22 protein-coding genes and 1 other RNA gene are annotated in these 24,512 nt (G+C 32.3%); 10 read left to right on the forward strand and 13 right to left on the reverse strand.

Translation table 11 applies throughout. From position 1 onward, the window contains the following. Positions 1-12: 12 nt before the first annotated feature. The 5 genes from ACNI3C_RS10610 to prmC all read right to left on the reverse strand — a co-directional run bounded on the left by ACNI3C_RS10610 (position 13) and on the right by prmC (position 4,822). On the reverse strand, positions 13-1,077 hold the full coding sequence (locus tag ACNI3C_RS10610) for a tyrosine-type recombinase/integrase (RefSeq protein ID WP_419769773.1): 1,065 nt from the start codon (positions 1,075-1,077) through the stop codon (positions 13-15). 74 nt (positions 1,078-1,151) lie between these two features. Then, positions 1,152-1,427: a hypothetical protein gene (locus ACNI3C_RS10615; RefSeq protein WP_419769774.1), complete on the reverse strand. Its 276-nt coding sequence runs from the start codon at positions 1,425-1,427 to the stop codon at positions 1,152-1,154. Between the two features lie 9 nt (positions 1,428-1,436). After that, on the reverse strand, positions 1,437-1,898 hold the full coding sequence (locus ACNI3C_RS10620) for a coiled-coil domain-containing protein (RefSeq protein ID WP_419769775.1): 462 nt from the start codon (positions 1,896-1,898) through the stop codon (positions 1,437-1,439). Between the two features lie 52 nt (positions 1,899-1,950). Next, the gene (locus tag ACNI3C_RS10625; protein ID WP_419769776.1) at positions 1,951-3,912 is read right to left on the reverse strand and encodes a M3 family metallopeptidase; all 1,962 of its coding nucleotides are present in this window, start codon (positions 3,910-3,912) and stop codon (positions 1,951-1,953) included. Between the two features lie 85 nt (positions 3,913-3,997). Further along, positions 3,998-4,822, reverse strand: a complete 825-nt coding sequence (gene prmC / locus ACNI3C_RS10630; protein WP_419769777.1) for a peptide chain release factor N(5)-glutamine methyltransferase — start codon at positions 4,820-4,822, stop codon at positions 3,998-4,000. 177 nt (positions 4,823-4,999) lie between these two features. Between prmC and ACNI3C_RS10635 the strand changes: the two genes are divergently transcribed. Beyond that, positions 5,000-5,290 (forward strand): hypothetical protein, encoded by a 291-nt coding sequence (locus ACNI3C_RS10635; protein WP_419769778.1) that lies wholly within the window; start codon positions 5,000-5,002, stop codon positions 5,288-5,290. A gap of 117 nt (positions 5,291-5,407) precedes the next feature. Beyond that, a complete protein-coding gene (locus ACNI3C_RS10640) occupies positions 5,408-7,219 on the forward strand; it encodes an ABC transporter ATP-binding protein (RefSeq protein ID WP_419769779.1) in 1,812 nt (603 codons plus the stop codon). 7 nt (positions 7,220-7,226) lie between these two features. Here ACNI3C_RS10640 and rnpB read toward each other — a convergent pair. Both rnpB and lolA read right to left on the reverse strand, forming a co-directional pair. Beyond that, an RNA gene (gene rnpB, locus ACNI3C_RS10645) (RNase P RNA component class A) lies at positions 7,227-7,551 on the reverse strand. Between the two features lie 34 nt (positions 7,552-7,585). Next, complete coding sequence (gene lolA, locus ACNI3C_RS10650; protein ID WP_419769780.1) at positions 7,586-8,113, reverse strand: LolA-like outer membrane lipoprotein chaperone; 528 nt, start codon at positions 8,111-8,113, stop codon at positions 7,586-7,588. A gap of 56 nt (positions 8,114-8,169) precedes the next feature. On the opposite strand from lolA, the gene secA reads away from it, so the two are divergent. Then, positions 8,170-10,782: a preprotein translocase subunit SecA gene (gene secA, locus ACNI3C_RS10655; protein ID WP_419769781.1), complete on the forward strand. Its 2,613-nt coding sequence runs from the start codon at positions 8,170-8,172 to the stop codon at positions 10,780-10,782. Position 10,783: 1 nt separating this feature from the next. After that, positions 10,784-11,989: an ABC transporter permease gene (locus tag ACNI3C_RS10660; protein WP_419769782.1), complete on the forward strand. Its 1,206-nt coding sequence runs from the start codon at positions 10,784-10,786 to the stop codon at positions 11,987-11,989. Between the two features lie 8 nt (positions 11,990-11,997). Here the strand turns inward: ACNI3C_RS10660 and ACNI3C_RS10665 are convergent, their stop codons facing one another. Then, positions 11,998-14,502, reverse strand: a complete 2,505-nt coding sequence (locus ACNI3C_RS10665) for a YhdP family protein (RefSeq protein ID WP_419769783.1) — start codon at positions 14,500-14,502, stop codon at positions 11,998-12,000. On the opposite strand from ACNI3C_RS10665, the gene ACNI3C_RS10670 reads away from it, so the two are divergent. The 3 genes from ACNI3C_RS10670 (at position 14,495) to mdh (ending at position 19,023) form a co-directional block, all read left to right on the forward strand. Continuing rightward, the gene (locus tag ACNI3C_RS10670; RefSeq protein ID WP_419769784.1) at positions 14,495-15,631 is read left to right on the forward strand and encodes an endolytic transglycosylase MltG; all 1,137 of its coding nucleotides are present in this window, start codon (positions 14,495-14,497) and stop codon (positions 15,629-15,631) included. The two genes, ACNI3C_RS10665 and ACNI3C_RS10670, sit on opposite strands and share 8 nt — an antisense overlap. A 148-nt stretch (positions 15,632-15,779) precedes the next feature. Then, positions 15,780-17,972, forward strand: coding sequence for an NADP-dependent isocitrate dehydrogenase (locus ACNI3C_RS10675; protein WP_419769785.1), 2,193 nt, complete (start codon positions 15,780-15,782; stop codon positions 17,970-17,972). A 100-nt stretch (positions 17,973-18,072) separates the two neighbouring features. After that, positions 18,073-19,023 carry a malate dehydrogenase gene (gene mdh / locus ACNI3C_RS10680; protein WP_419769786.1) on the forward strand — a complete coding sequence of 317 codons (951 nt, stop codon included), beginning with the start codon at positions 18,073-18,075 and terminating at the stop codon, positions 19,021-19,023. A gap of 55 nt (positions 19,024-19,078) precedes the next feature. On the opposite strand, the gene ACNI3C_RS10685 is transcribed toward mdh, so the two are convergent. The 5 genes from ACNI3C_RS10685 to ACNI3C_RS10705 all read right to left on the reverse strand — a co-directional run bounded on the left by ACNI3C_RS10685 (position 19,079) and on the right by ACNI3C_RS10705 (position 21,869). Beyond that, entirely contained in the window at positions 19,079-19,654 is a 576-nt protein-coding gene (locus ACNI3C_RS10685; protein ID WP_419769787.1) for a superoxide dismutase, read from the reverse strand. Positions 19,655-19,796: 142 nt separating this feature from the next. Then, the gene (locus tag ACNI3C_RS10690; RefSeq protein WP_419769788.1) at positions 19,797-20,108 is read right to left on the reverse strand and encodes a hypothetical protein; all 312 of its coding nucleotides are present in this window, start codon (positions 20,106-20,108) and stop codon (positions 19,797-19,799) included. Positions 20,109-20,201: 93 nt separating this feature from the next. Continuing rightward, positions 20,202-20,387, reverse strand: a complete 186-nt coding sequence (locus tag ACNI3C_RS10695; RefSeq protein WP_419769789.1) for a hypothetical protein — start codon at positions 20,385-20,387, stop codon at positions 20,202-20,204. A 1-nt stretch (position 20,388) separates the two neighbouring features. Continuing rightward, positions 20,389-21,543, reverse strand: a complete 1,155-nt coding sequence (locus tag ACNI3C_RS10700; protein WP_419769790.1) for an NAD(P)/FAD-dependent oxidoreductase — start codon at positions 21,541-21,543, stop codon at positions 20,389-20,391. Continuing rightward, the gene (locus ACNI3C_RS10705) at positions 21,543-21,869 is read right to left on the reverse strand and encodes a hypothetical protein (protein ID WP_419769791.1); all 327 of its coding nucleotides are present in this window, start codon (positions 21,867-21,869) and stop codon (positions 21,543-21,545) included. The genes ACNI3C_RS10700 and ACNI3C_RS10705 overlap by 1 nt, the downstream gene beginning before the upstream one ends. A 95-nt stretch (positions 21,870-21,964) precedes the next feature. Here ACNI3C_RS10705 and ACNI3C_RS10710 point away from each other — a divergent pair, with 95 nt between their 5' ends. Genes ACNI3C_RS10710 through ACNI3C_RS10720 form a run of 3 tightly spaced genes read left to right on the forward strand, consistent with a single transcriptional unit; the run spans position 21,965 to position 24,491 of the window. Beyond that, on the forward strand, positions 21,965-22,330 hold the full coding sequence (locus tag ACNI3C_RS10710; protein WP_419769792.1) for a response regulator: 366 nt from the start codon (positions 21,965-21,967) through the stop codon (positions 22,328-22,330). Next, positions 22,330-22,950, forward strand: a complete 621-nt coding sequence (locus ACNI3C_RS10715) for a chemotaxis protein CheC (protein ID WP_419769793.1) — start codon at positions 22,330-22,332, stop codon at positions 22,948-22,950. The genes ACNI3C_RS10710 and ACNI3C_RS10715 overlap by 1 nt, the downstream gene beginning before the upstream one ends. Beyond that, positions 22,950-24,491, forward strand: a complete 1,542-nt coding sequence (locus ACNI3C_RS10720; RefSeq protein ID WP_419769794.1) for a PAS domain-containing sensor histidine kinase — start codon at positions 22,950-22,952, stop codon at positions 24,489-24,491. Before ACNI3C_RS10715 ends, ACNI3C_RS10720 begins: the two co-directional genes overlap by 1 nt. Positions 24,492-24,512 lie beyond the last annotated feature (21 nt).

Below are 24,512 nucleotides of genomic sequence, written 5' to 3' on the forward strand. Positions count from 1 at the left end.
TTTCAAATAAATCTATTTTGCAAAATCATCCATAACAGACGTTGCCGCTTTTAATCTCTCTTTATCAAAGTGTGTATAAATTCTTGAAGTGTTTAAATCGGCATGTCCCAATGCTTCTTGTACCAAAATGAGATCATGGTTTTTTTGATAAAGTCTGGTAGCAAATGTATGTCTGAGCATATGCGCACCATTTTTCTCTTTTCTGATTCCTGCATATAAGAGTATTTTATCCATAATATACGAGACATAGGGTTGAGTAAGCCTTTTTTGTGTACGTGAGCAGAACAGTAGGGGGGTTGAACCTTTTATATCAAGCCATTCGTTCATATCCTTTTGGATATAGGTGCTTTTTATCATAGCAATTCTTTGTTTATTCCCTTTTCCACTGATTCTGAAAATATGAAAACCATCTTCTTTCACAATATCTTTGACTTGAATATCTAAAGCTTCACTGACCCTCATGCCTGTGTATAAAATGAGTTTAATTAAAAGCCTGTTTTTTGCTTGTGCATACTCTTTAAATGGAGTCTCTTCAATGGCATTTAGAAATCGTTCAATCTCTTCATCGTGCATATATGTAGGGAGTTTTTGTCCTTTGTTTCCACCCAAACCACCCCAATTTTTAAGCTCCATTCTGTAGATAAATGATTTCCCTTCATCATCTTCATTTTGTTTATCAATGTATTTAAAAAAAGACAGAACAACCATTCTATAGTTCTTTTTTGTTGCATCTGAGAGTCCAGAAGTGTAAGTGGCCAAAAAATCAATAATGGTCTCTTCATCAATCTCTTTCATGGATGCAAAACCCAAAGATTGAAGTTGTTCGTACAACTTTTCTAAAGGATTAATATAGGTATTGATTCCAATTAAGCCACATTGTCTGGCTTCTTTTGAGAGTTTTTTTAACTCATTGATGTTTTTAACACCTTTATTGAGTTTTTGGATAATGGCATTAAATTCATTTTTATCTTTTACATTTCTATTTGAAAGTGTGGTAAGTTTGAGTTTAATAAAACGTTCCATCCAAAACAGAAGTGTTTGATCAAAAGAAGTTAAGAAGTCAATGGGATAGCGCATATAAGATAACCCTTTAGTTTGTTTATTCTAATTAGTGAAAACATTAATTTTCACAGTTTTATGGATTGAGACTCTTACCACAGAGAACCTGTCTCAAACTCATCATAAGAGACTTCAATCTCCAGATAAATGTCTTCGTTGTAATCTGTATATAACGTGTACTCACCTACTGTGATAAAATTTTCAACCTCTTTTTTATTTAAATACAAATCATCACAACTTGTACTCATATCACTTAAATAGTATTCAACCATTGAAGGCGCCATGCCATTAATGGCATCTTCAAGTGAACTGAAATTCTCTACGTTAAAAGTTGAAAAAAGTAACGTTTTATTGAGTTTTGTAATCATTAAAGAGGGTTATTTGTTCCCAAAACCATTTAACAGTGAAGCCATTCTGTTAAGATCCAGTTTTCCATCATCCCCTGTTTTCTCAAAATCACTGTTGGTTGATTTATCCTCTTTCATGACTTCGATGTTAGATATTGTATTATTATTTACAGGATTAACTTTATTCTCAAAGATTTCACTCTGTTTGGTTTCTATTTTATCGTATACTGATGTTTTAGAGGTATGTCCCAATAAAGACTCAATTTTCCCCAGCATTGAGTTGATATTGGTGTTTTGTTGTTGGTTAGAGTTTTCAAAGTTGCTGATATCTTCTTCTAGGTTCTCTTTCTCTTTAATAAGGCTATTTTTTTCAAGCGTTAACTTCTCAACTTGATTATTTAATACATTGTTCTCTTCTTGCAATTTTTCATATGCTTTAATTAAAGTTGAAAGAGCTTCATTTAATTTTGCTATTGTTTCGCTGTTATTCATCTATATCCCTTATATAAAATTTAAAATTTATTAAACCGTATTATTGCAAAATTTAACTGATAATATCATCAATTTTAAGCAAAGAGTCCACAGTTGGTTTTCTATTTGCAAATTCAAAGAATAATTGTTCCATATCCGCAGAACCACCCTTTTGTAGAATGGATTCTTTATATTTTAAAGCCAGTTCTTTATTGAAAACATTTGATTCTAAAAAGAGATAAAAGGCATCGGCACTTAAGACTTCTGCCCATTTATAACTGTAGTACCCTGCACTGTAACCTCCTGAAAATATGTGTGAAAATCCATTTTGAAATTTGTTATATTTAGGTGGAATAATCGCTGAAATATCTTCTCTGATTTCATCTAAAAGTGTTTGTACTTCATCTTCTGAATAGAGTTTTTGATAGAGTTTAAAGTCAAAAAGTGCAAATTCAAGTTGTCTCATCATGGCCAATGATGATTGAAAATTTTTTGCTTTTATGATTTTATCAATGGCTTCATCGCTTAAAATTTCTTTTGTTTTATAGTGTTTTGCAAAGAGTTTTAATACCTCTTTATCATAAGCAAAATACTCCAAAAATTGTGATGGAAATTCAACCGTGTCCCAAGCAACACCAGAAATTCCACTGATAAATGGCTCTGAAACTTTGCTTAATAAATGGTGTAATGCATGCCCCATTTCGTGAAATAATGTGACAACATCATCGTGTCTTAATAGCGATGGTGTGTTGCCTTTTGAGGGAGGGAAATTGCAAACAATAAATGCTGTTGCAAGATGTTCTTTGTTATGTGAATCAATATAATGAGTGTGCCAATTGTTCATCCAAGCACCCCCTTTTTTATCTTTTCTGCTCTCTAAATCAATGTAAATTCGAGAACTTATTTTGCCCTTTTCATAAATATCAAAGACTTGAACTTTTTCATCCCAAGTCACAGCAGAGCTTTTTTTAAACTCAATATCAAAGGTTTTATTGAGAAAATCAAAAAAACCATCCAGCACAGAATTTTGTTCAAAATAGGGTCTGTAGTACTCTTGATCAATGTCATATTTCTCTTTTTTTAATTTCTCACTGTAGTATGAAACATCGTAACTTTCTATCTTTTTTATGCCATCTTTTGAAGCCAATACTTGCAGCTCTTCAACCTCTTTTTTTGCTTTGTCTTTACCTTTTTTTGCCAGTTCATAAAGGAACTCTATGACTTCATTTTCACTCTTTGCCATCTTTGTTGAGAGTGAATATTGAGCATAGTTTTTAAAGCCTAAAATGTTGGCTTTCTCTTGTTTTAATTTTAAGATTTCATTTATTATTTTTTCATTTTCTGGTGATCTTGTTGTATAAGCTTTATAGATATTTTCTCTTAATTTTCTGTTGCTTCCATAGGTCATATAAGCAATATAAGAGGGCATTTGAAGTGTAAATTTATACACAGTTTTGCCCTCTTCTTCTCCTTTGGCTAACTCTAAATCACTTGCTGGAATCTCTTTGACATCATCAAAATTTTCTGTAGTCATTTCAAATGAATTTGTTGCGTCTAAAAGATTTTGAGAGAATTTATTGCTTAACTCGCTCAAACGTAAACTGATCTGTTTTAGACGTTTTTTATTTTTTTCATCAAGTCCACAACCCCCCAATTTAAAATCTCGAATCTCATTTTTTACTACTTTATTTTGTATACTATTTAAAGTACTTTTATTATTAGATTGTATATCAATAAAAGAGGTATAAATATGTTCATTTTGTGCTATGTCAGTTTCATATGCTGAGAGCAACGGAATGATCTCTTCTTGCACTTTTTGTGTCAATTTTGTATTCTTTACTGAATCAATATGAAACAGTGGCGTAACATACTCACTCACCTCTTCCGCAATTTCTTGATACGGTTTTACAAAGTTATCGTAGCTTTTATTTTCAATAAGCAAAAGTTTGTCAATTGCTGCCCTGCTCTTTTGCAGTTTTTCTTCCAGTATAGTTTTACTCTGTTTTAAATTTTCAATATTAAATTCTTTAAACATCTCTTTTCCTTTGTGAGTTTTTACTCTATTTCTTTTTATCTTTTATTCTTTTGTAAAAAATTATTTTTTATAAATAATTGTGATTTTAGTGCTTAAATTCAACACTAAAACCTCTGTCAAATTTTGCATAATCTTGGTAAAATTCTACACTTTTTGTATTAAATTTTTTTAAATATTCACTCAAAGATTTTTTTTGATCATAGCCCATTTCACACAATAAATAACGTACCTTTTTTTCATACGATTTGTCAATAATTTTCTTTAATAATTCATCTCCAAACTCTCCTGAAAAAAGTGCATTTTCAGGTTCATATTTTACATTTGAAGGCAAAATATAATTGCTTGCAATATAGGGCGGATTTGAAATACACATTAAAAAATCACCCGTAACATTTTCAAATAAATCACTTTTTATAAAAGAGATTTTGTTTTCTACTTTGTGCTTTTTTGCATTTTCTTTTGCTAAGGAAATTGCTTTTTCGTTAATATCCACACCAACAATTTCAACATCCTCAAGAAGGAGTGCAAGCATACAACTTATGATTCCACTTCCTATACCAATTTCTAAAATTCTTTTTTTACCTTTAATCTCTTTTAAAATATTATAGGCATTTTCAACAAGCAATTCTGTCTCTGGTCGAGGAATCAAAACGCCCTCTTTTATATGAAATGTTTCACCGTAAAATGAGACTTTTTCAATGAGGTATTCTAAGGGAAAATGTGTGGCTCTTTTTTTCACCAATTGTGCCAGTTCTTTTTCAAATTCAAATTCATTTTTAAAATTTAAATGCAGCCAAATAACATTTTTATTCAATAAATGCAGCATCAATATTTCAACTTCTTTTGCTGGAATATGTGTTACCTCATTTAACTCTTTCGCATATTTTTTTATTGTATCTTGAATGGTCATATTTTTTTTGTTTACCTTTTTTATTAAAAGCGGTTATTATATTATATTTTATATTTTTTTAGTCTTTATATAATCGTACCTCGTTTTTTGTTTATAAAAAAAACGGGAACTTTAAATTGATTTTTCTCTAAGATGCTTTATACTAAAATCGAATCAAATTTAGAAAAAGAGAGTTGTATGAAAACAGTTTTATCTATCATGAGTGTAATACTTTTATTAAGTGGATGTGGAGACTCTCAAGGCTCTTTAAATGAAGAGTGGACCTCTTTTATTTATCCCAGCAAAGATAACTTCAAAAGAAGCATGGAGTACAGTAAGTTTAAAACAATCAATGAGTGCAAAATAGCATCTCTTGAAAAGTTAAAATCATTGCAACTTGAAAATGATGGTTTTTTTGAGTGTGGATTGAATTGTGTTTTTAATGATGGTATGAAAACTTTGGTTTGTGAAAGAGTGGTTAAGCAATAATTTTTTGTATCTTTTAAAACTGTATAGGTCTTATGAGAAAATTATCTCTCAATCCCTTTTCTTGAACTATATTGAAAATAATATCTATTACACGTAAGATAAATTGTATCGATTTATATGCCATTGCGTTATACAAAAAACAAAGGAAAAGAGTTGTCAGAAAATGCAATTACATTTAAAACTCTATTAAAACTGATTTTAGAAGAGAGAAAAGTTTTTATTTGGGGACAGCTTATTACTTTTGTTGCAATATTAATCAGCATTCCCATTCCTATTATGCTTCCGGTGCTCGTAGATGAAGTTTTACTCCACAAACCTGCCTTTTTTGTTAAGTCTATTGATTTTCTTTTTGGAAATGGCAGTGCCTTATACTATATTGTTATTGTGGCTTTCAGTGTCATTTTTTTAAGATTTATCCATTTTGGACTGTCAGTACTGATTACGAAAATATTTACGAAAATATCAAAGCAAGTGACCTTTAAAGTCAGAGAAAGATTATTAAACCATCTGAAATTGGTCTGTATGAATGAGTATGAGAGTCTTGGCAGTGGTGCTATCAGTGCAAATTTGGTTACAGATGTTAATACTTTAGATAATTTTATTATTACTGGTGCGAGTAAATTTGTAGCATCCGTTCTCTCTTTAATTGCCATTTCGATTGTAATGATACTTATACACCCTATTTTGGGTTTTATGATACTTATTATCCAACCTCTTATTATGCTCATTTCTAAACGCATCTCAAAATCTGTAGGAGAATTAAAAAAAAATGAGAACAAAGCGATTGAACTCTTTCAGGAAAATATTTCTGAATCTTTGGACCTTTTTGGCCAAATAAAGGCGAGTAATAAAGAGAGATACTTTTTTGAGAACTCTATTGATAAGGCAAGAGATGTTCAAATGACTTCAGACGCATACAGTTATAAGAGTGTGGCATATGAACGATTCTCATTTACTGTTTTTTTGAGCGCATTTGAAGTTTTAAGAGCTTCGGGTTTGGTGATGGTTGCGTACAGTGATTTGAGTATTGGGATGATGTTTGCTATGTTTGGTTACATTTGGTTCATTATGACACCCGTGCAAGATATTTTGTCAATGCAATACTCCTATGCCTCTGCAAAAGCTGCTTTGATCAGATTAAATAAAATTTTGGAACTTCAAAAAGAGTTAAGTGGGACAATCAAGCTTGCAAATACGCCAAAAGGTGTGGATATTAGTATTGATCACTTATTTTTCTCGTATGTTAAAGACAAACCTCTTTTAGAAGATATCTCTTTGGAAATCAAAGCTTCTCAAAAAGTTGCACTCATTGGTGCAAGTGGAAGTGGTAAAACAACTTTGGCACAAGTGATATCGGGATTTTATAGCAAAAACAGTGGCGATATCCACTACAATCACATCAGCATTGATAACATCAATAAACGAACACTACGTGAATCGGTCTTTTTAGTTTTACAAATGCCCATACTCTTTAATAATAGTTTGAGATTCAATATAACAATGGGCAATGATAATATCAGTGATGAAACAATTTTAAATGCTTTAGAAATTGCACAACTATCAGAGATGCTTGCGCAAATGAGTGAAGGTCTTGATACCATTGTTGGAAAACATGGAGTACGACTCTCTGGCGGTCAAAGACAGCGACTCTCTATTGCTCGAATGATTATTGCCAATCCAAGTGTAGTTATTTTTGATGAGTCAACCTCTGCTTTGGATGTACACACAGAGTTAAAACTTTTTGATTCACTGCAACCTTTTTTAAAAGAGAAAACAGTTATTACGATTGCGCATCGTTTAAGTACGGTTAAAAATGCTCATATGATTTACGTGATGCACGATGGAAAGATTGTTCAAAGAGGAACACATGAGAGTTTAGAGTTTGAAGAGGGACACTATATGGAGTTTGTCAAAAATCAATTGATATAATGCTTTGAAGTTAGGTACAGCGATAAGCCGCGTTTTGTCATGGACAATAATTTATCTTGTTGTTTAATTACTTAAACAATCTCGCGAATAGAAGGATTGTGAAGTTCCTACCACCTATTCTTGCTGCTGGTTGGGTTTACATAGCCATTAAGATTACTCAAAATGCTGGTAGGCTCTTACCCCACCGTTTCACCCTTACTTGTTAAACAAGCGGTTTACTTTCTGTTGCACTGTCCCTTAGGTTACCCTAGCCATTATTTAAATGGAACCATACTTCACTGCAGCCCGGACTTTCCTCTTGAAATATATCAAGCTATTGTCTACTGTACCTAGTGCAATAGTAACTAAAAATTGCTTTGAATTGATTTATTTTCGTATGATATCGTATGAATCAGGTGGAAGAAATTGAAACACATCATCACGGATGACTTGGTTTTGTTTTATCTTTGAAAACTCAATAACTACACTGTTTTCTAACTCATCTTTATATGAAATGGAACGGATTTTATCATTTTCTATTTTAATGGTATAGTTGACATCATAAAGTGTTGTTGTGTAATTCGTTTCATCTATTTTTTTTGCTTTTTGTACCAGTTGCAATAAATTAATCTCTTTATCAAGATTGGTATAGATGGCTTGCTCCAGCTCGGGTTCATCTACAATGGCAAAATTGTCCAATATATAGACATTCTTTACAACAGGCGTTTGATATTGCCACAATATCTTTGAAGGCTCTTTGATATAGACTTTCCCTGTATAAATTATCTTATTTTCTGTGCTGTTAACAATTGTTTGGGTGAAAAAAGCATCAAAGGTTTTAATCCCATTGAGTACATTGGCATTTAATTGAATACTTAAAAAAAAGAGCGTAAAAAAAATTATTCTATAAAACATATTTTAACCTTACTTTGTATATAATCTTCGCATTATAACAGAAAGGGTTTTATTTTATGTTGAATATTTTCTCAAAGATTTTTGGTAGTACGAACGACAAAGAAGTAAAAAAATACAATAAGCGAGCGATGGCAATTAATGCGTTGGAAGCTCAATTTGAAAATTTAAGTGATGAAGAATTAAAAGAGTATTTCCAAACTCTCAAGCAAGAGGTCCAAGAGAATAAAAGAAGTTTGAATGATGTTTTAAATGAGTCATTTGCCATTACCAGAGAAGCGAGTCGAAGAACTCTTAATATGAGACACTTTGATGTTCAACTTGTGGGTGGAATGGTCTTACATGATGGAAGAATAGCTGAAATGAAAACAGGTGAAGGTAAAACTTTGGTTGCAACATTGGCAGTTGTTTTAAATGCTATGGTAGGAAAAGGTGTCCATGTTGTAACGGTCAATGATTATCTTGCAAGCAGAGATGCTAAAGAACTTGAACCCCTATATAACTTTTTGGGTTTCAGTGTGGGGGCAATTACAGGCGATATTCATGATGAAAAACTGAGAAAAGAGCAATATGCACAAGATATTACTTATGGTACAAATAATGAATTTGGATTTGATTACCTAAGAGATAATATGAAATATGATTTAGAAGAGAAAGTTCAACGAGAACACTTCTTTGTTATTGTTGATGAAGTAGATTCTATTTTAATTGATGAAGCAAGAACTCCTTTAATTATCTCAGGACCAACCAATAGAAACAATATTGATTATGCTAAAGCCAATGAAATTGCCATGAAATTGGAAAAAGGTGAAAGAATCGAGCCAAAAAGAGCCGATGAACAACCTATTATTACAGGTGATTATATTGTAGATGAAAAAAATAAAGCCGTACTCTTGACCGAAGAAGGAACTGAAAAAGCAGAAAAACTTTTTGAAGTAGATAACCTTTACTCTTTAGAAAACGCCATGTTATCACACCATCTGGACCAAGCACTTAAAGCGCACAACGTATTTGAAAAAGATGTAGATTATGTCGTACAAAACAATGAAGTTATTATTGTTGATGAGTTTACAGGACGGTTAAGTGAAGGGAGAAGATACTCTGATGGTTTACATCAAGCCTTAGAAGCCAAAGAAGGTGTACGAATTCAAGATGAATCACAAACCTTAGCTGATATTACATTTCAAAACTATTTCAGAATGTACGACAAATTAGCTGGTATGACAGGTACTGCACAAACAGAAGCTACCGAGTTTGCCGAGATTTATAATTTAGATGTTGTCTCTATCCCTACACATGTTGTTGTACAAAGAGTGGATAAAAACGATTTGATTTACAAAAGTGAAAGAGAAAAATTTGAAGCGGTGTGTAAAAAAATTCAGGAATATCATACTTCGGGTCAACCTGTACTTGTAGGAACTGCATCTATTGAAAAATCTGAACATCTGCACAGTTTACTTAAAGCGGCAAAAGTACCTCATACCGTGTTAAATGCTAAGCAGCATGAAAAAGAGGGAAAAATTATTGAAGATGCAGGTCAAAAAGGTGCGGTAACGATTGCAACAAATATGGCAGGACGAGGAGTTGATATTAAACTCACCGAAGAGACCCTGGCTTTAGGTGGATTGGCCATTATTGGAACAGAAAGACACGAAAGCAGAAGAATTGACAATCAGTTAAGAGGTCGTTCAGGACGACAAGGGGATGTGGGTATTTCTCAATTTTATCTCTCATTAGAAGATAATCTTTTAAGAATTTTTGGAAGTGATAAAATCAAAGGTATCATGGAAAGATTGGGAATTGAAGAGGGAGAACATATTGAATCTTCTATGGTAACACGTGCGGTTGAAAATGCACAGAAAAAAGTGGAATCAATGCACTTTGAGAGCAGAAAACACCTTTTAGAGTACGACGATGTTGCCAATAAACAACGAAAAGTTATCTACTCTTTTAGAAATGACTTGTTGAATCCTGAATTTGCCATTGGTGCAAAATTGGATGAAAACAGAGCTGAATATGTAAGCAACCTTTTAAGTAATTGTGAAATTTTTGATGGAATGCAAAGTGAAGATTTTGATTTAGAAAAAATTATTGTTAAATTAAAAGAGGAGTTAAACTTAGTTGTTACAGCAAACGACTTAAAAACGGAAGATTATACACAGTTAAATGAGAGATTGTATCAAATTCTTACAGAAGTGTATAATGACAAAATGAGTTTAGCAGCCCCTGAGCAAAGAAGTGAAATTGAGAGAATTTTATATTTACAAATGTTAGATAAAGCTTGGCGAGAACACTTATACGCTATGGATACACTTAAGACAGGTATTGGTCTTAGAGGATACAATCAAAAAGATCCTTTGGTTGAATATAAAAAAGAGTCTTATAATATGTTTATTGAATTGATCTCTTCAATTAAACATGAAGTGGTGAAAATTTTATTCACTGTGCAACTGCGAAATAAAGATGATGAACAAAGAGATCAAGAGATACTTGACAAAATGGTCGCTCAAATGGAAGCACAACAAGAAAATTTGAAAACAAATTTACACAATGATGTAGTCATTGAGAAAAAAATAGCACGAAATGAACCTTGCCCTTGTGGAAGTGGTAAAAAATTTAAACAGTGTTGTGGAATAAGTGGACCTAAAAAAGGTTTGGTTTCAGGGAACTGATTTGAATAAAAAATTAGTTAACTTTATTGTAAAAAAATATTTACGATTTGATAGAAAAAACCCTTTTATATCAGTGAGTGCTATTTTGGCATTTATTGGTGTAACTGTTGGTGTAATGGTTTTGATTATAAGTATGGCCATTATGAATGGAACGCAAAAAGAGTTTGAAGACAAACTTTTTATCATGAACTACCCTCTTTCAGTTTATCCCAAACTTGAAGGTGCTGTGGACAAAGAACTTTTAACTCACCTTGAAAAAAAATTCCCCGATATGATTTTTTCTCCCTATTTAAGCTCTCAAGCCATTGTTCAAAATGGTGATACCATGAGTGGTGGTATTATTTTTGGTGTCAATCCTTTAAAAGAAGAACAAATTAACGCTATTTATAAAAAGAGTCTGGGGAACATTAAACTGGGTAAGTATGATTTGATTGTAGGCGAAGGGATTAAAAATAAACTTTTTGCAGGATATGATTCTAAAATAACGCTCTATTTTACCTCGTTGGACCCTAATGGTTTTTCGATGATGCCAAGAATGAAACGATTTACACTCAAAAGTTCTTTTAACTCAGGGTTAAATGCTTACGATAAGTCATATATGTATACCTCTATTGAAGCTTTACAAACACTTCTCAAAAAAAATTCCAATGAGTATGATGGTATACATATCTTTTCAAAAGACCCTTTTAATGATATAAAACGTTTAGAAAAAGAGGTTCATGGCTTTAAAGCGGGAGTTATTGGTTGGTGGGAACAAAATGGAAACTTTTTTTCTGCCATGCAAATGGAGAAAAAAGCCCTTTTTATTGTCTTAATGTTGATTATTTTAGTTGCTTCACTGAACATTATCTCCTCTTTATTAATGACGGTAATGAGTCGAAGAAAAGAGATTGCCCTACTTTTATCTATGGGAGCTTCAAGCAAAGAGATCAGACAAATATTTTTACGAATAGGTGTTATTATTGGTTTTGGTGGAATTATTGCTGGAATTGCTTTGGGATTTGGAGGAATATTTCTTTTGGATAATTTTAATATTATCTCTTTGCCTGCAGATGTCTACGGGACATCAAAACTGCCATTGGATTTAGATATGATAGATTTCATATCCATTGTTGCAGGAGCTATGGTCATTGTCTTTTTGGCGTCTTATTACCCTTCGTATAAAGCAACCAACATTGATGTTATTGATGTTTTAAGAAATGAGTAATAAGATTTTTATTGCTCATTTTCTTTAGGAGAAATCAGTTCAAGTCCTTTTGCTGGGAGTTTGAAAATTCTTTTTACAAAATCCAAAGGTACATTGGCTGTCTCTTTGGCTAAATTGGTTGTGATTTCAGGATCATTGAGATTTCCACTGATTTTTACTGCCGTTGCAATTCGTTTATCCTCTCCTAAAAACAGATAATTGATGACTGGAATATAGCCCACAATTTTGGTGTAATCTTTCATAAAAATAACAATAACATCGCTTTGAATGCTGTTTTTATTCAAATCAATCAAACCTTTGGCTTCAAAATCTGCCATGTTTCCTGTGGTTTTTAATTGATTAATGGTAAAAAGATCATCTTTTATATTGTAATTAAAATCCAAATTGCCATTGTTAATTCGGTACCCATTAAGATTAAAACCACTGTTTGTTGCCATTCCAACAACAGCAGGAATAGCAAAAAGTGGGTTAATCAGTGCAGGAGAAGTGTTAATAAAGATAATAAGATTATTTAAAACAGCCAGATTTTTTACTCTGGCATCAACAAACTCTACATTTCCTTTAATATAATTATTGTTCCCTTCCGCATTAAGGCTCATCTCCCCACCTTTAAAGAGTTCAGGTCTATGAAGCATGGCATTGACAAAAGCATCACTCATTTTAAAACTGTTTAAGTGAATGTTGGCTTTTTTATCTTTGATATATCTTAAGGTAGTTAAATTATGATGTAAAGAGAGGTTTAACTCTTTTTTATCTATAAGTAAGGTGTATTTGTCTGCTAAAAGTTTTTGAGTAGCGTTAAAGTAGATATTTGAGTTGTTTCCTTTGATGGTAAGCGTTAAATTATCATTGGACTTCTCTTCTTTTTTTTCATTGATAATATCTACATCGGTGAGATTTATGGTGGTTTTATTTTTGAGTATCGTTACTGCCACTTTTCTATCCAGTGTAGAAATATGTATTTTATTTGGTTGTATTGAGCCTTCAATGCTTAATGAAGTGATTTTTTCACCTGATTTATTTAATATGGGAAAATCCAACTTGTTAATATTGGCATACAGTGTGATATCTTTTTCATTTTTAATTAAAATTGAACCATCACCAGAAGTGACATTGATTTTTTTTAGCAGTTCTGAGTAAAAAGAAACTTTTTCAAGATTGAGAATATTGAATTTTACTCCGTGCTCTTCAATGGCAATTTGAGTAAAAAGTTCTTTTAAATCAATGGTTGTTTTTTCTTTAAAATTGGCATTGATTTTTGTCTTAACATTATCAATTTTTAAAATATTGTCTCTGTCTTTTTTAATTTCCAGTTTATGAATAAGAGCCTCTCCTGAAGCAGTAAATTTTTTTGTATTAATTTCCAAATTAATTGTTCCATCAAGCATATTATCCAATGCAACGGCGGAGTCTTTAATTAATACTTGTGAATCATGCAGTTCAACATGGGCATTTTTAACTAAAAATTTGAAATTGTTGATTTTAAAGTTTGAATTTTCAAATAAAAACACTCCATTAACCCTAAGGGTATCGACATCATAAAAAAAGAGTTTAATCGAGAGTTTTGAATCACTTGAACCATCAATTTGTTCCAAGGGTAATTTGATTTTATAGGCATTTAATATCTCTAAAATGGCTTGACTTAATCGGTGTTTTGTCTCTATGTTAATTTCGATATTTCCCTCTTTTGCAGAAGAGAGATGGTGTATAACTACGCTGCTTCCATTTATGTCTATATCTTTATATGTAGGAGCAATAATATTAAAAGAGAGGGTATCGTGGCTGTAACTTAGAGCTATCTCTTGGGCTTTTACTACATCAAGCCCTTTTTTGAAATGCACTTGGGCATTTGTAACTTGGGCACTCCCTTGTAGTGTATCAACAATGGGCAGATATGTATTTGAATCCAGTTTCCCTTTTAAATAGTTGAGTTTTATCTCCCCTGTAATATTATCGTAGAGCCACTCATTGGCATCTTGATCCAGTGTTACAAAATCTTTTAAAAAATTTAGGTTTGAATAGGTTTGATCCGATTTAATTTCAAACTCAAGGGCATTGTTCAACGTTTTCACACTTAGATTGGCTTCAACCTCTTTGTAGAAGCTTTTACCTTGAAAGTCATATAAGTTGTGTTTTAAATCCACTTTTAAAAGACCATTAAACAGAAGATTATTCTCTTTTAGAAAGAGTGAATACAGTTCGAGTGTAATTATGTTTCCATCAACTGTTGGCTTTGCAAGAAGGTTGATCAATTTATTATCAATAAAAACAGTCTCTTGATCCACCGAGATGGTAAATTCATTTCCTGAAATTTTCAATTTTTCTATATCAATTTTTTGGAAAAATTTTAGAAGTGTTGGAATATGTTTAATATTATTTTGAATGTCATTTTGTGTGTTTTTTACTTTTGATTTTATGGGAACCGTAATCTCTTTGATCTCTACAATCAGCTTTTTATCCAATTTAATATACAATTTCGAAATATGAATACTTGCAAAGGAAAAATTGTCCACTTTAATGCCAACAGATAACAGAAAAAACACAACGAATAAAAAAATAAATATTGATGTCAATAAGAGTTTAATTGCATGCGACATAATTGAACTGTTCCTAGTACTTTTTATTGTTGTTTTGTTTTATGTGAGTATTCCAGTGACATCGACGAAAGTAATCTATATTCCAAATGGCTCAACAAGTGCGATTATATCATATTTAAACAAAAGTGGTTATGAATTAAACTTTATAGATAAGACAATTATTCGATTTTTAGGATATCCGCAACAAGGGTGGATTGATTTAAAATATAAACATTTATCTAAAGGTGATTTTTTATATAAATTGGTCACTTCAAAAGCGGCATTAAGAAACATTACGTTAATTCCAGGAGAAACCTCTTATTTTTTCTTAAAAGATATTGCCAAAGCTTTAAATCTTTCTGAAGAGAAACTCATTGATACTTACAACAAATTGGCCTACAAAAATGATGGAAATATTTTAGCTGAAAGTTACAGTTTGCCTTTGGGCATGAGTGAAGAGAATCTTATTTATTATCTTTTTTCTTACACCAATAAAAAGTATGAAGAGTTTGCACGTAAAATTTTTGGTGAATACAATAAAAACAAGTGGTTTTATTATGTCTCCATTGCTTCTGTGGTTCAAAAAGAGGCGGCAAATGTTGACGAAATGCCTTATGTTTCAAGTGTTATTCACAACAGACTCAAACGAGGTATGCCTTTACAAATGGATGGAACACTCAATTATGCTCAATACTCTCATGATGTGGTCAGTGCAAAACGAATAAAAGAGGACAGAAGCCCATACAATACCTACTTAAATAAAGGTGTTCCAGAACATCCTGTTTGTGCTGTTTCATTAGCTGCCATTAAAGCGGCAATATTCCCTGCTAAAACAGAGTATCTCTATTTTGTAAAAGATAAAAAAACAAATGCACATAAGTTCAGCGCATCGTATAAAGAGCATGTTAATACGGTGAATTCAAATATTGTATACATAAGAACAACGCCAAAGAAAAAAGTTGAACCAACAGAAAAAACACCCTCTTCTAAGGAGTCTATTTTTGATCAAATCAAAACTCCTTCAAAGCCAACGGCAATAAAAAACTTATGGCAAAATGTCAAATAGCAGTTGTGCAAAAATGAAACAAATTTTTTAAACAGCTCTTAATATCGTTACATATAACGTTACCTTGACTTGATTAATGATATTATACACCCACATTAAATTGAGGTTTCTATGAAGAGACTTTAACTACAACTCAAGGAAAAAAAACATGGCTCAAATTATCTATACGAAAGTTGATGAAGCACCAGCTTTAGCTACATATTCTCTACTACCAATCATTAAAACTTTTACAAAAAGTTCAGGAATTGAAATGGTAACTAAAGATATCTCATTAGCAGGAAGAATCATTGCAAACTTCCCTGAGAATTTAACTGAAGCACAAAAAGTGGGTGATCACTTAGCTGAGCTTGGTGAATTAACTCAAGACCCTACTGTAAATATTATCAAATTACCAAACGTTTCAGCTTCTATTCCACAATTAAAAGCTGCAATCGCTGAATTGCAAGGTAAGGGGTATAATATCCCTAATTATGATGAGAGTGAAGAGACAATTGCAAGATATTCTAAAATCACTGGATCAGCAGTTAACCCAGTATTAAGAGAAGGAAATTCAGACAGAAGAGCACCTGGTGCTGTTAAAAACTTTGCAAAAAACAATCCTCATAAAATGGGTAAATGGACAAAAGAATCAAAAACAGACGTTGCACATATGACACACGATGATTTTTATGGTTTAGAAGTTTCAAAAACATTTGATGCAGCTGATAATTTAAAAATTTCATTTGTAAACAATGCAGGTCAAGAAACAGTATTGAAAGCTTCTTTACCAGTACTTGCTGGTGAAATTATTGATGCAACATCAATGAGTGCAAAAGCTTTACAAGAGTTTTATGCATCAGCTATTAAAAGAGCAAAAGATGAAAATGTATTGTTATCTTTACACTTAAAAGCAACTATGATGAAAGTATCTGATCCAATTATGTTTGGATTTGCTGTTAAAGTATACTTTAAAGACTTAATTGCAAAACACGCTGCACTGTTTGACGAATTAGGTGTTAACTTCAACAATGGTTTGGGTGACTTATACTCTAAATTAGACAAAGTTGATGCCGCTAAAAAAGCAGAAATTGAAGCGGATATTGCAGCAGTATATGCAACTCAACCAAGACTTGCTATGGTAAACTCTGCTAAAGGAATTACAAACTTACACGTACCTTCAGATGTTATTGTTGATGCTTCTATGCCGGCCATGATCAGAGATGGTGGTAAAATGTGGAATGCAGAAGATAAAACAGAAGATACCATTGCAATGATTCCAGACAGATGTTATGCAGAAACATTTAAAGCAGTTATTGACGATTGTAAAGAAAATGGAACATTAGACGTAACAACAATTGGAACAGTACCAAATGTTGGTTTAATGGCTCAAAAAGCTGAAGAGTATGGAAGCCATGACAAAACTTTTCAAGCAAAAGAAGATGGTGCTTTTGTTGTAACAAATAAAGCAGGAGAAGTTGTATTTACTTTAAAAGTTGAAGCGGGAGATATTTTCAGAATGTGTCAAGCTAAAGATGAACCAATTAAAGACTGGGTAAAATTGGCTGTTAACAGATCAAGATTATCAAATACTCCAGCAATTTTTTGGTTAGACCCAAAAAGAGCTCACGATGCAGAGATGATTAAAAAAGTTGAAAAATATTTACCAACTTATGATACTGCTGGTTTAGATATCTCTATCATGACGCCAGTTGATGCAACTAAAAAAACTTTAGAAAGAATGAGAAAGGGTCTTGATACGATTTCTGTTACGGGAAATGTTTTAAGAGATTACAATACTGACCTATTCCCAATTTTAGAGCTTGGAACAAGTGCTAAAATGTTATCAATCGTACCATTAATGCAAGGTGGTGGATTGTTTGAAACGGGTGCAGGTGGATCTGCTCCTAAACACGTACAACAACTTCAAGCTGAAAACCACTTAAGATGGGACTCTTTAGGTGAGTTTATGGCATTGGCAGCTTCATTGGAACACTTAGGTAATACACAAAATAATAAAAATGCTTTGATTTTAGCCAAAACTTTAGATGATGCAACAGCTACTTTCTTACAAGAGAACAAATCACCTTCAAGAAAAACAGGTGAAATTGATAACAGAGGAAGCCATTTCTATTTGGCAATGTATTGGGCTCAAGAGTTAGCTAAACAAAAAGAGAGTGCTCAACTAGCAGAAGAATTTGCACCAATTGCAAAAGCAATGAGTGAAAATGAAGCAAAAATTGTTGAAGAGTTAACGTCTGTTCAAGGACCTGCTCAAAATACAGGTGGATACTACTTATTGGATGATGTTTTAACATCACAAGTAATGAGACCAAGTGCAACATTAAATGCCATTATTGGATAATAAATCACTGTACTTTTTAAAAGGCGAGCTTGCGGGCTCGCCTTTTTTTATACCAAAAAAGCTATAATATAAAAAGTGTTTTATGGATTAAGGAAAAGAATTGAATAATAAAAAAGTAGCCATTATAGGTGCCGGTAATGTGGGTTCTACATTGGCGTATACCTTGGCATCAAAAGAGATATGCTCTCATATTGTATTAAAAGATATTAAACAAAATTTAGTTAAAGCCATGGCCTTGGATATTTCACAAGCAGCCAATGCAGCAAAATCGGCTACTATTGTAACCGCAGCAGAAGATGGAAGCGATTTAAAAAATTGTGATGTGGTGGTTATTACAGCTGGGCTTCCACGTCTTCCTGGTATGAGTCGGAATGATTTGTTGTTAACCAACGCTAAGATTATTTCAGAAGTGATTTTAGAAATTAAAGAATATACCCCTAACTCAATTATAGTAGTGGTTTCTAATCCTTTGGATGCAATGGTTTATACCGCTCTAAAAGTATCAGATTTCCCAAGAAGTCAAATTGTTGGGATGGCAGGGATTTTAGACAGTGCAAGAATGAGTCATTTTATTTTAGAAAAATTGGGATACGGCGCAGGACAAATTGAATCATCTGTTATGGGGGGACATGGGGATGATATGGTTCCCTTGACCAATTTTTCTACTGTAGCTGGTTTGGCCCTGACAGAAGTATTAAGCGATGAAGATATTGCAGATATTGTTGAAAAAACAAAAAATGGTGGTGCACAAATTGTAAAATATTTAGAAAAAGGTTCTGCCTATTATGCCCCAGCACACGCCACTTCATTGATGGTTGAAGCCATTTTAAATAATAAAAAAGAGATTTATCCATGCGCTGTTATGTTAGAGGGAGAATACGGTTATTCTGATGTTGTAAGTGGTGTTCCTGTGATGTTGGGTGCCAATGGCGTTGAAAAAGTCATTGAATTGAGTTTAAATGAGAGACAAAAAGAGTTATTTGCTAAATCGGTCTCTTCTGTGCAAGAGTTGATTGATGGTTTAAACGAGAATAAATTTTTTGAAAACTAAATTGTGAAAAGAGGCGTCATAAAGATATGACCCCTCTTTTTGTTTTTAAGATATATTATTTAAGATTCTGTGCAACAAAATCCCAGTTAACCAGTTTCCAAAAGTTTTCCAAATAAGCCGGTCTTGCATTTCTCGTATCGATATAGTAGGCATGTTCCCAAACATCACAGGTAAGAATTGGCGTTAAGCCTTCTGTAATTGGTGTGAGGGCATTCGAAGTTGAAATAACAGAGAGTTTTCCTTTTTCATCTTTGACCAACCAAGCCCACCCCGAACCAAAGTGAGTTACTGCTTTATTGGTAAATTCAGTTTTAAATGCCTCAACTGAACCAAATGCTTTCATTAAAGCTGATTCAACGCTGCTTGGCATGGTTGAACTTTGAGGGGTCAATCCTTTCCAAAAGAAGTCATGGTTGTAAACTTGTGCCGCATTATTAAATAGCCCACCCTCAGAACTTTTAATGATCTCTTCTAAAGAGAGTTCTTCATATTTTGTTCCCGCAATTAAATTATTCAGATTATTGACATACGTTTGGTGGTGTTTTCCATAATGGAACTCCAGTGTCTCTTTTGACATTAAAGGTTCTAATGCATCCATTGCGTAAGGTAATTTCATTAATTCATGTTTCATTTTTAAATCCTTTTAAAGTGTGTTAATACAAAATGATAGCGCTATTTAATTAAAGTGCATTGACAGATAAAGATTAGTTTTTAAATTAAGACAATTTTTGTCTTAATTTAAAGTTTAAAAGCAAATAAAAATTTGATTTTTTTTATTGTTCTATTAAGTTATAAAGCGGTTGTAGAGAGGTTTTAACTTCCTCTTTGTTTATGGCTGTGTTGGCGATATCTTTGACCTCACCTTCATAGATTTTCGAGACAGTACCATTTTCATTCAATAAATAAGCAAAATATTTTCTTTTTGGTGTGTTTTGTAAGTTTAAAGAGGCAATAAACGCACCATTTTCATCATAAATCATAGGTACATTACTTTTTGTATGCAGCTCTTCAAGCGTTGATGGAATGATGAGTTTTTTAACCAACCAAGGTGCATCGGATATATTGGCAACAAGAATTAAGGGCATATTGAGTTTAAAATAGTTTTTAAACTCATTGATAATGGATATTGAGTCCTGATTAGCAACAATGATGAGTGTTTTACTCTCTTTTTTAAAGAGTTAATCTCTTGAATAGACTCTGTTTTCACCTACAAGTTCAAACTGTTTAGGAAAAAGATTGATTCCAATATTGGTGGTTATGTTTTCATTGTCAACAACATATTTAGGTTTATTTGCCGTTAAATAGACCAGAAAAGCAAATCCAAAGAGACCCAAAAAAACAATTTTTAAAATATTTTTCGTCATATCAATCCTTCTTTTCTTTTCTGACCCATTTTTTAAAGAGTCTGTCCACTGTAATATCTTCGCTCAATGGAGTTTCATTTAAAATAAATTCAACCAAATTTTTTGCTAAAAAAGGAGCCAATACAAAACCTCTTCCCCCTAATCCATTTAAAATATAGAGATTCTCGTATCGCGATAGTCTCTGATTAGGGACATGCGTTCCCTTGGTTAAGTATGGAAACATATCTATGGTTTTTTTTGAATCAATTAATGAACCAACCATAGGAAAATAATCAATACTGGCAGCTCTGGCACCAAATTTTACATTAACCACTTCGACATCATCTAATTTTACAATATCATTTGCTCTTTTTAATAAGAGTTCTGTATCAGCTTTAATGGTGTTATCATCATTCATTTTTATTGAATCAATATTTTCTAAATCAAAACAATTCTCTTCTAAAGTACTGTTGCTACGATGATGTGTTGCTCCTATACTCACTTTGTTTAAAGGGCTATTTTGTAGTTGAATGCTGGTGGAAACTGAACACTCTTTATGGTAATTAACATCGATACAAGTAGAGGTGTGAATATCAATTCTGTGTCCCCAGATGGCTCGAATATTCACATAGTTTTCATCAATAAGTGCGGTGTTTGCACCTGTGGTCAGTATCAAATTTTTACATTTTATTTCATTATTAAGTAAATAATAATTATCTTTTTTAACAATATGTTTTATATCATAATTGAATTTTTTTTCACAATTTTTTGCTAAATTTTCACAAATAGCAACGCTGTTAACTTGAGTTCCAATGGGAAAAAAACAGCCACCCTCTTTTAATTCATACTCAAAATCAATGAAAGGGATATACTCTTGAAACTTTTTTGCATCAAGTGTATTTTTAGGAATTCTGATAACTCCTTTGTTGATAATATGAGGCAAAAACTCTTGTTTGTAAAATGCATGAGAAAATTTTAAAGATTGTGTGACCAAATCTTTGAACCTATTGGGTTTTCCCAAAAGTGGCGATAAAAAAGCCCCAGCAGCGCCACTTGCACTTTGTGCGAAATTTTCATTTTTATCAATAAGCAAAATATTTTTTTGGCTTTGTGAAAGAAAATGTGCCACACTGCAACCAGCAATCCCCGCACCAATAATAATGTAGTCATATTTCATCATAAGTTCTTTTCAATCTCTTTTTGCATTCTAAAATTGGGACGCCAATACCCTCTTCCTCCGTGCAGGCTCACACACACATAATCAGGAAATTTAGCTTTATAAAAATTGAGTCTCTCTTTGGTCGTTTTCCCTGTGTCACAATAAAAAACAAAGACCGTTCCTTTGGGCATTTTAACCATTTCATAAGGGTTATAGGTCATGGTTTCTATATTGTTTAAAGGTTTTAAAATCGTATCAATAAGAATGATGTGTCGATTCTCTTTTTCTAATGCTTTGGCGTATTTGTATAACTCTTCTTGAGTCCATTCATCTTTTGTAAACATTTCTATTTATAGCATAGTTTTTGTAAATTTTTCATATGGTTTTATGATTTTTTTTGTTAGAATAAAAGCATAAAAAATAATTGTTAAGGTTTTGTATGAAGATATTGGTTGCTGATGATTCAAAAATGGCAAGAAGAATGGTTATAAAGATTCTTCAAGATTGTAGAGAAGAGAAAGATGAGATCATAGAGGCTCAAAATGGTCAAGAAGCGGTTGATTTGTATAAAGAGCATAAACCACAAATTGTATTTTTAGATTTAACCATGCCGGTGATGGATGGTTTTACTGCGCTAAAACTTATTAAAACATTTGATAAGAGTGCTCAAGTTGTTGTAATATCTGCTGACGTACAACAAGGTTCCATGACACAAGTCAGAGAAGATGGGGCATTGGATTTTGTAAAAAAACCAATTACTGATGTTAAAATGAAACAAATATTTACAAAAATAAAAGCGGTATAATGGGAAACTCATATATTTTAAGCGAAGATCAACAAGATTGCTTACAAGAACTTATCAATATTGCCTATGGCTCTGGAACAGCAGCTATTACTGAAATTTTAGATGCCTTTGCAACACTCTCAATTCCAAAAATCAGTATTATTGAGACATCTGAGTTAAAAGAGTATCTTTCAAAGCAAGTACATGTTGATACCCCACAGTTTATTGCAACACAGCTGGTCAATGGAAAGTTCTCAAGTGAAAATCTTTTTATTATTGATAAAAATTCTGCCATGAATTTGGCTACAGAGTTTGGATTGAATAACGAAGAGATTCAAAACCCAGAAGAGTTAAGTGATATTATTTTAGAAATTACCAATATCCTCTCCTCTTCAACCATCAGTAAATTTGCGAAAGAGATGGGAATGGATGTCTCTTTTTCTCCTCCTTATGTTAAACTTTTAGAGTCACTAGAAGAGATGGACAATAATTTTATTGATAAATATCAAAAAGTTATTATTATCTCTACCATGTTGAATTTTCAAAATCAAAATATCAATGGAGAACTTCTTATTCTTACAACAGATGAGACGATTGAATATATAAAAGAGTTAATTGATAAAATTTTAAATGAGTTATAATGAATTACATTGATAAAGCGGATTTAATCTGTGATACAGTTGACAATGGAATCATGCTTCTTAACGAACAGTTAGAAGTTCTTTTTTGGAATAAATGGCTTGAAACAAGAACACAAATAAAATCGCAAGACATTATTAATCAAAAAATCACACACTTCTACCCTGACATCAATGTTGCAAAATTGAAAAGAAAAATGTGCGCATGCGTAAAGTTAAACTCCCCTACTTTTTATACCACGGAAATCAGTAAATATTTTTTCAGTGTGAATCTTCCGAATAAAATAACCAATAAAATTTTTAAGAACATGCAACAAGATGTTACTCTTCATCCGTACGATATTGAAAAAAAAATTGTGATTGTTTATGTGTATGATAATACGCCTTTATGTGAAACAAATTTTAAACTCTCTCATGCCAAAGGCACATTGGAGCAAGAACATAAAAAAGTTTTAGAGATTAAAGAAAAACTTGAAGATTCGCTTGAAGAGTTTGAACTGCTTTTAAACGCAACATTAGAGGCCATTTTATTGTTTGATGAAAATAATAAGTGTATAAATATTAATGATGTGGGCGTTGAACTTTTTGGCTTTAAAAATAAAGAAGAAGCACTGTTTTCAGATATGAGCGTTTTTTTTGAAGATAAACAAATTGATTTTAATGCTTCCAAAGTAGCCCCTTTTGAAGCCAATATGTTAACAAACAGTGGTGAAGGATTTCCCACATTGATTAAACTAAAAGATGCAGTTTTGCGAAACAATAACTTTAAGATTTTAACCGTTGTGGATTTGTCTGAATTAAAATACAGAGATAAACTCATTGCTGAACAATCAAAAATGGTGGCAATGGGTGAAATGATGGGAAATATTGCACACCAATGGCGACAACCTTTAAGTACAATCAGTACGGCTGCAAGTGGCATAAAACTTCAAAAAGAGTTCAAACTGCTCACCGATGAAATGCTGGATGACTGTTTGGATGGGATTGTAAGAAGTTCAATGCACTTATCTCAAACCATTAATGATTTCAGGGACTTTATTCAAGGGGATAAAGAGATGAGCGAGTTTGTTTTAGAAAAAAATCTGAAAAAAGATTTGTCCATCGTTGAGGGGATGTTGAAAAATTCCAATATTGAAGTCATATTAAGTTGTGAAAACGATATAAAACTCTATAACTATAAAAATGAGTTAACCCAAGCCATTTTAAATATTATTGATAATGCCAAAGATGCTTTTTGTGAAAGAAATATTGAGGAAAGATTTATATTTATTCATGCATTCATTGAGAATAATATGGCCTGTATAGATATAAAAGACAATGCAGATGGAATTGCAGAAAATATCTTAGATAAAGTATTTGAACCATATTTTACAACCAAACATCAAAGCCAAGGAACAGGACTTGGTTTATACATGACGCATCAAATAATAGAGATGAGTATGGGGGGTAAGATACGTGTCAAAAACAGCTCTTTTAAATGGAATGAGGCCCAATATACTGGTGCAAATTTTATTATTACTCTTCCTTTATACACTAAAGAATAACTTCAAAGTTGATTGACATTG

The sequence above is a fragment of the Marinarcus sediminis (SeqCode) genome, assembly GCF_048571275.1.
Taxonomy (GTDB): domain Bacteria; phylum Campylobacterota; class Campylobacteria; order Campylobacterales; family Arcobacteraceae; genus Marinarcus; species Marinarcus sediminis.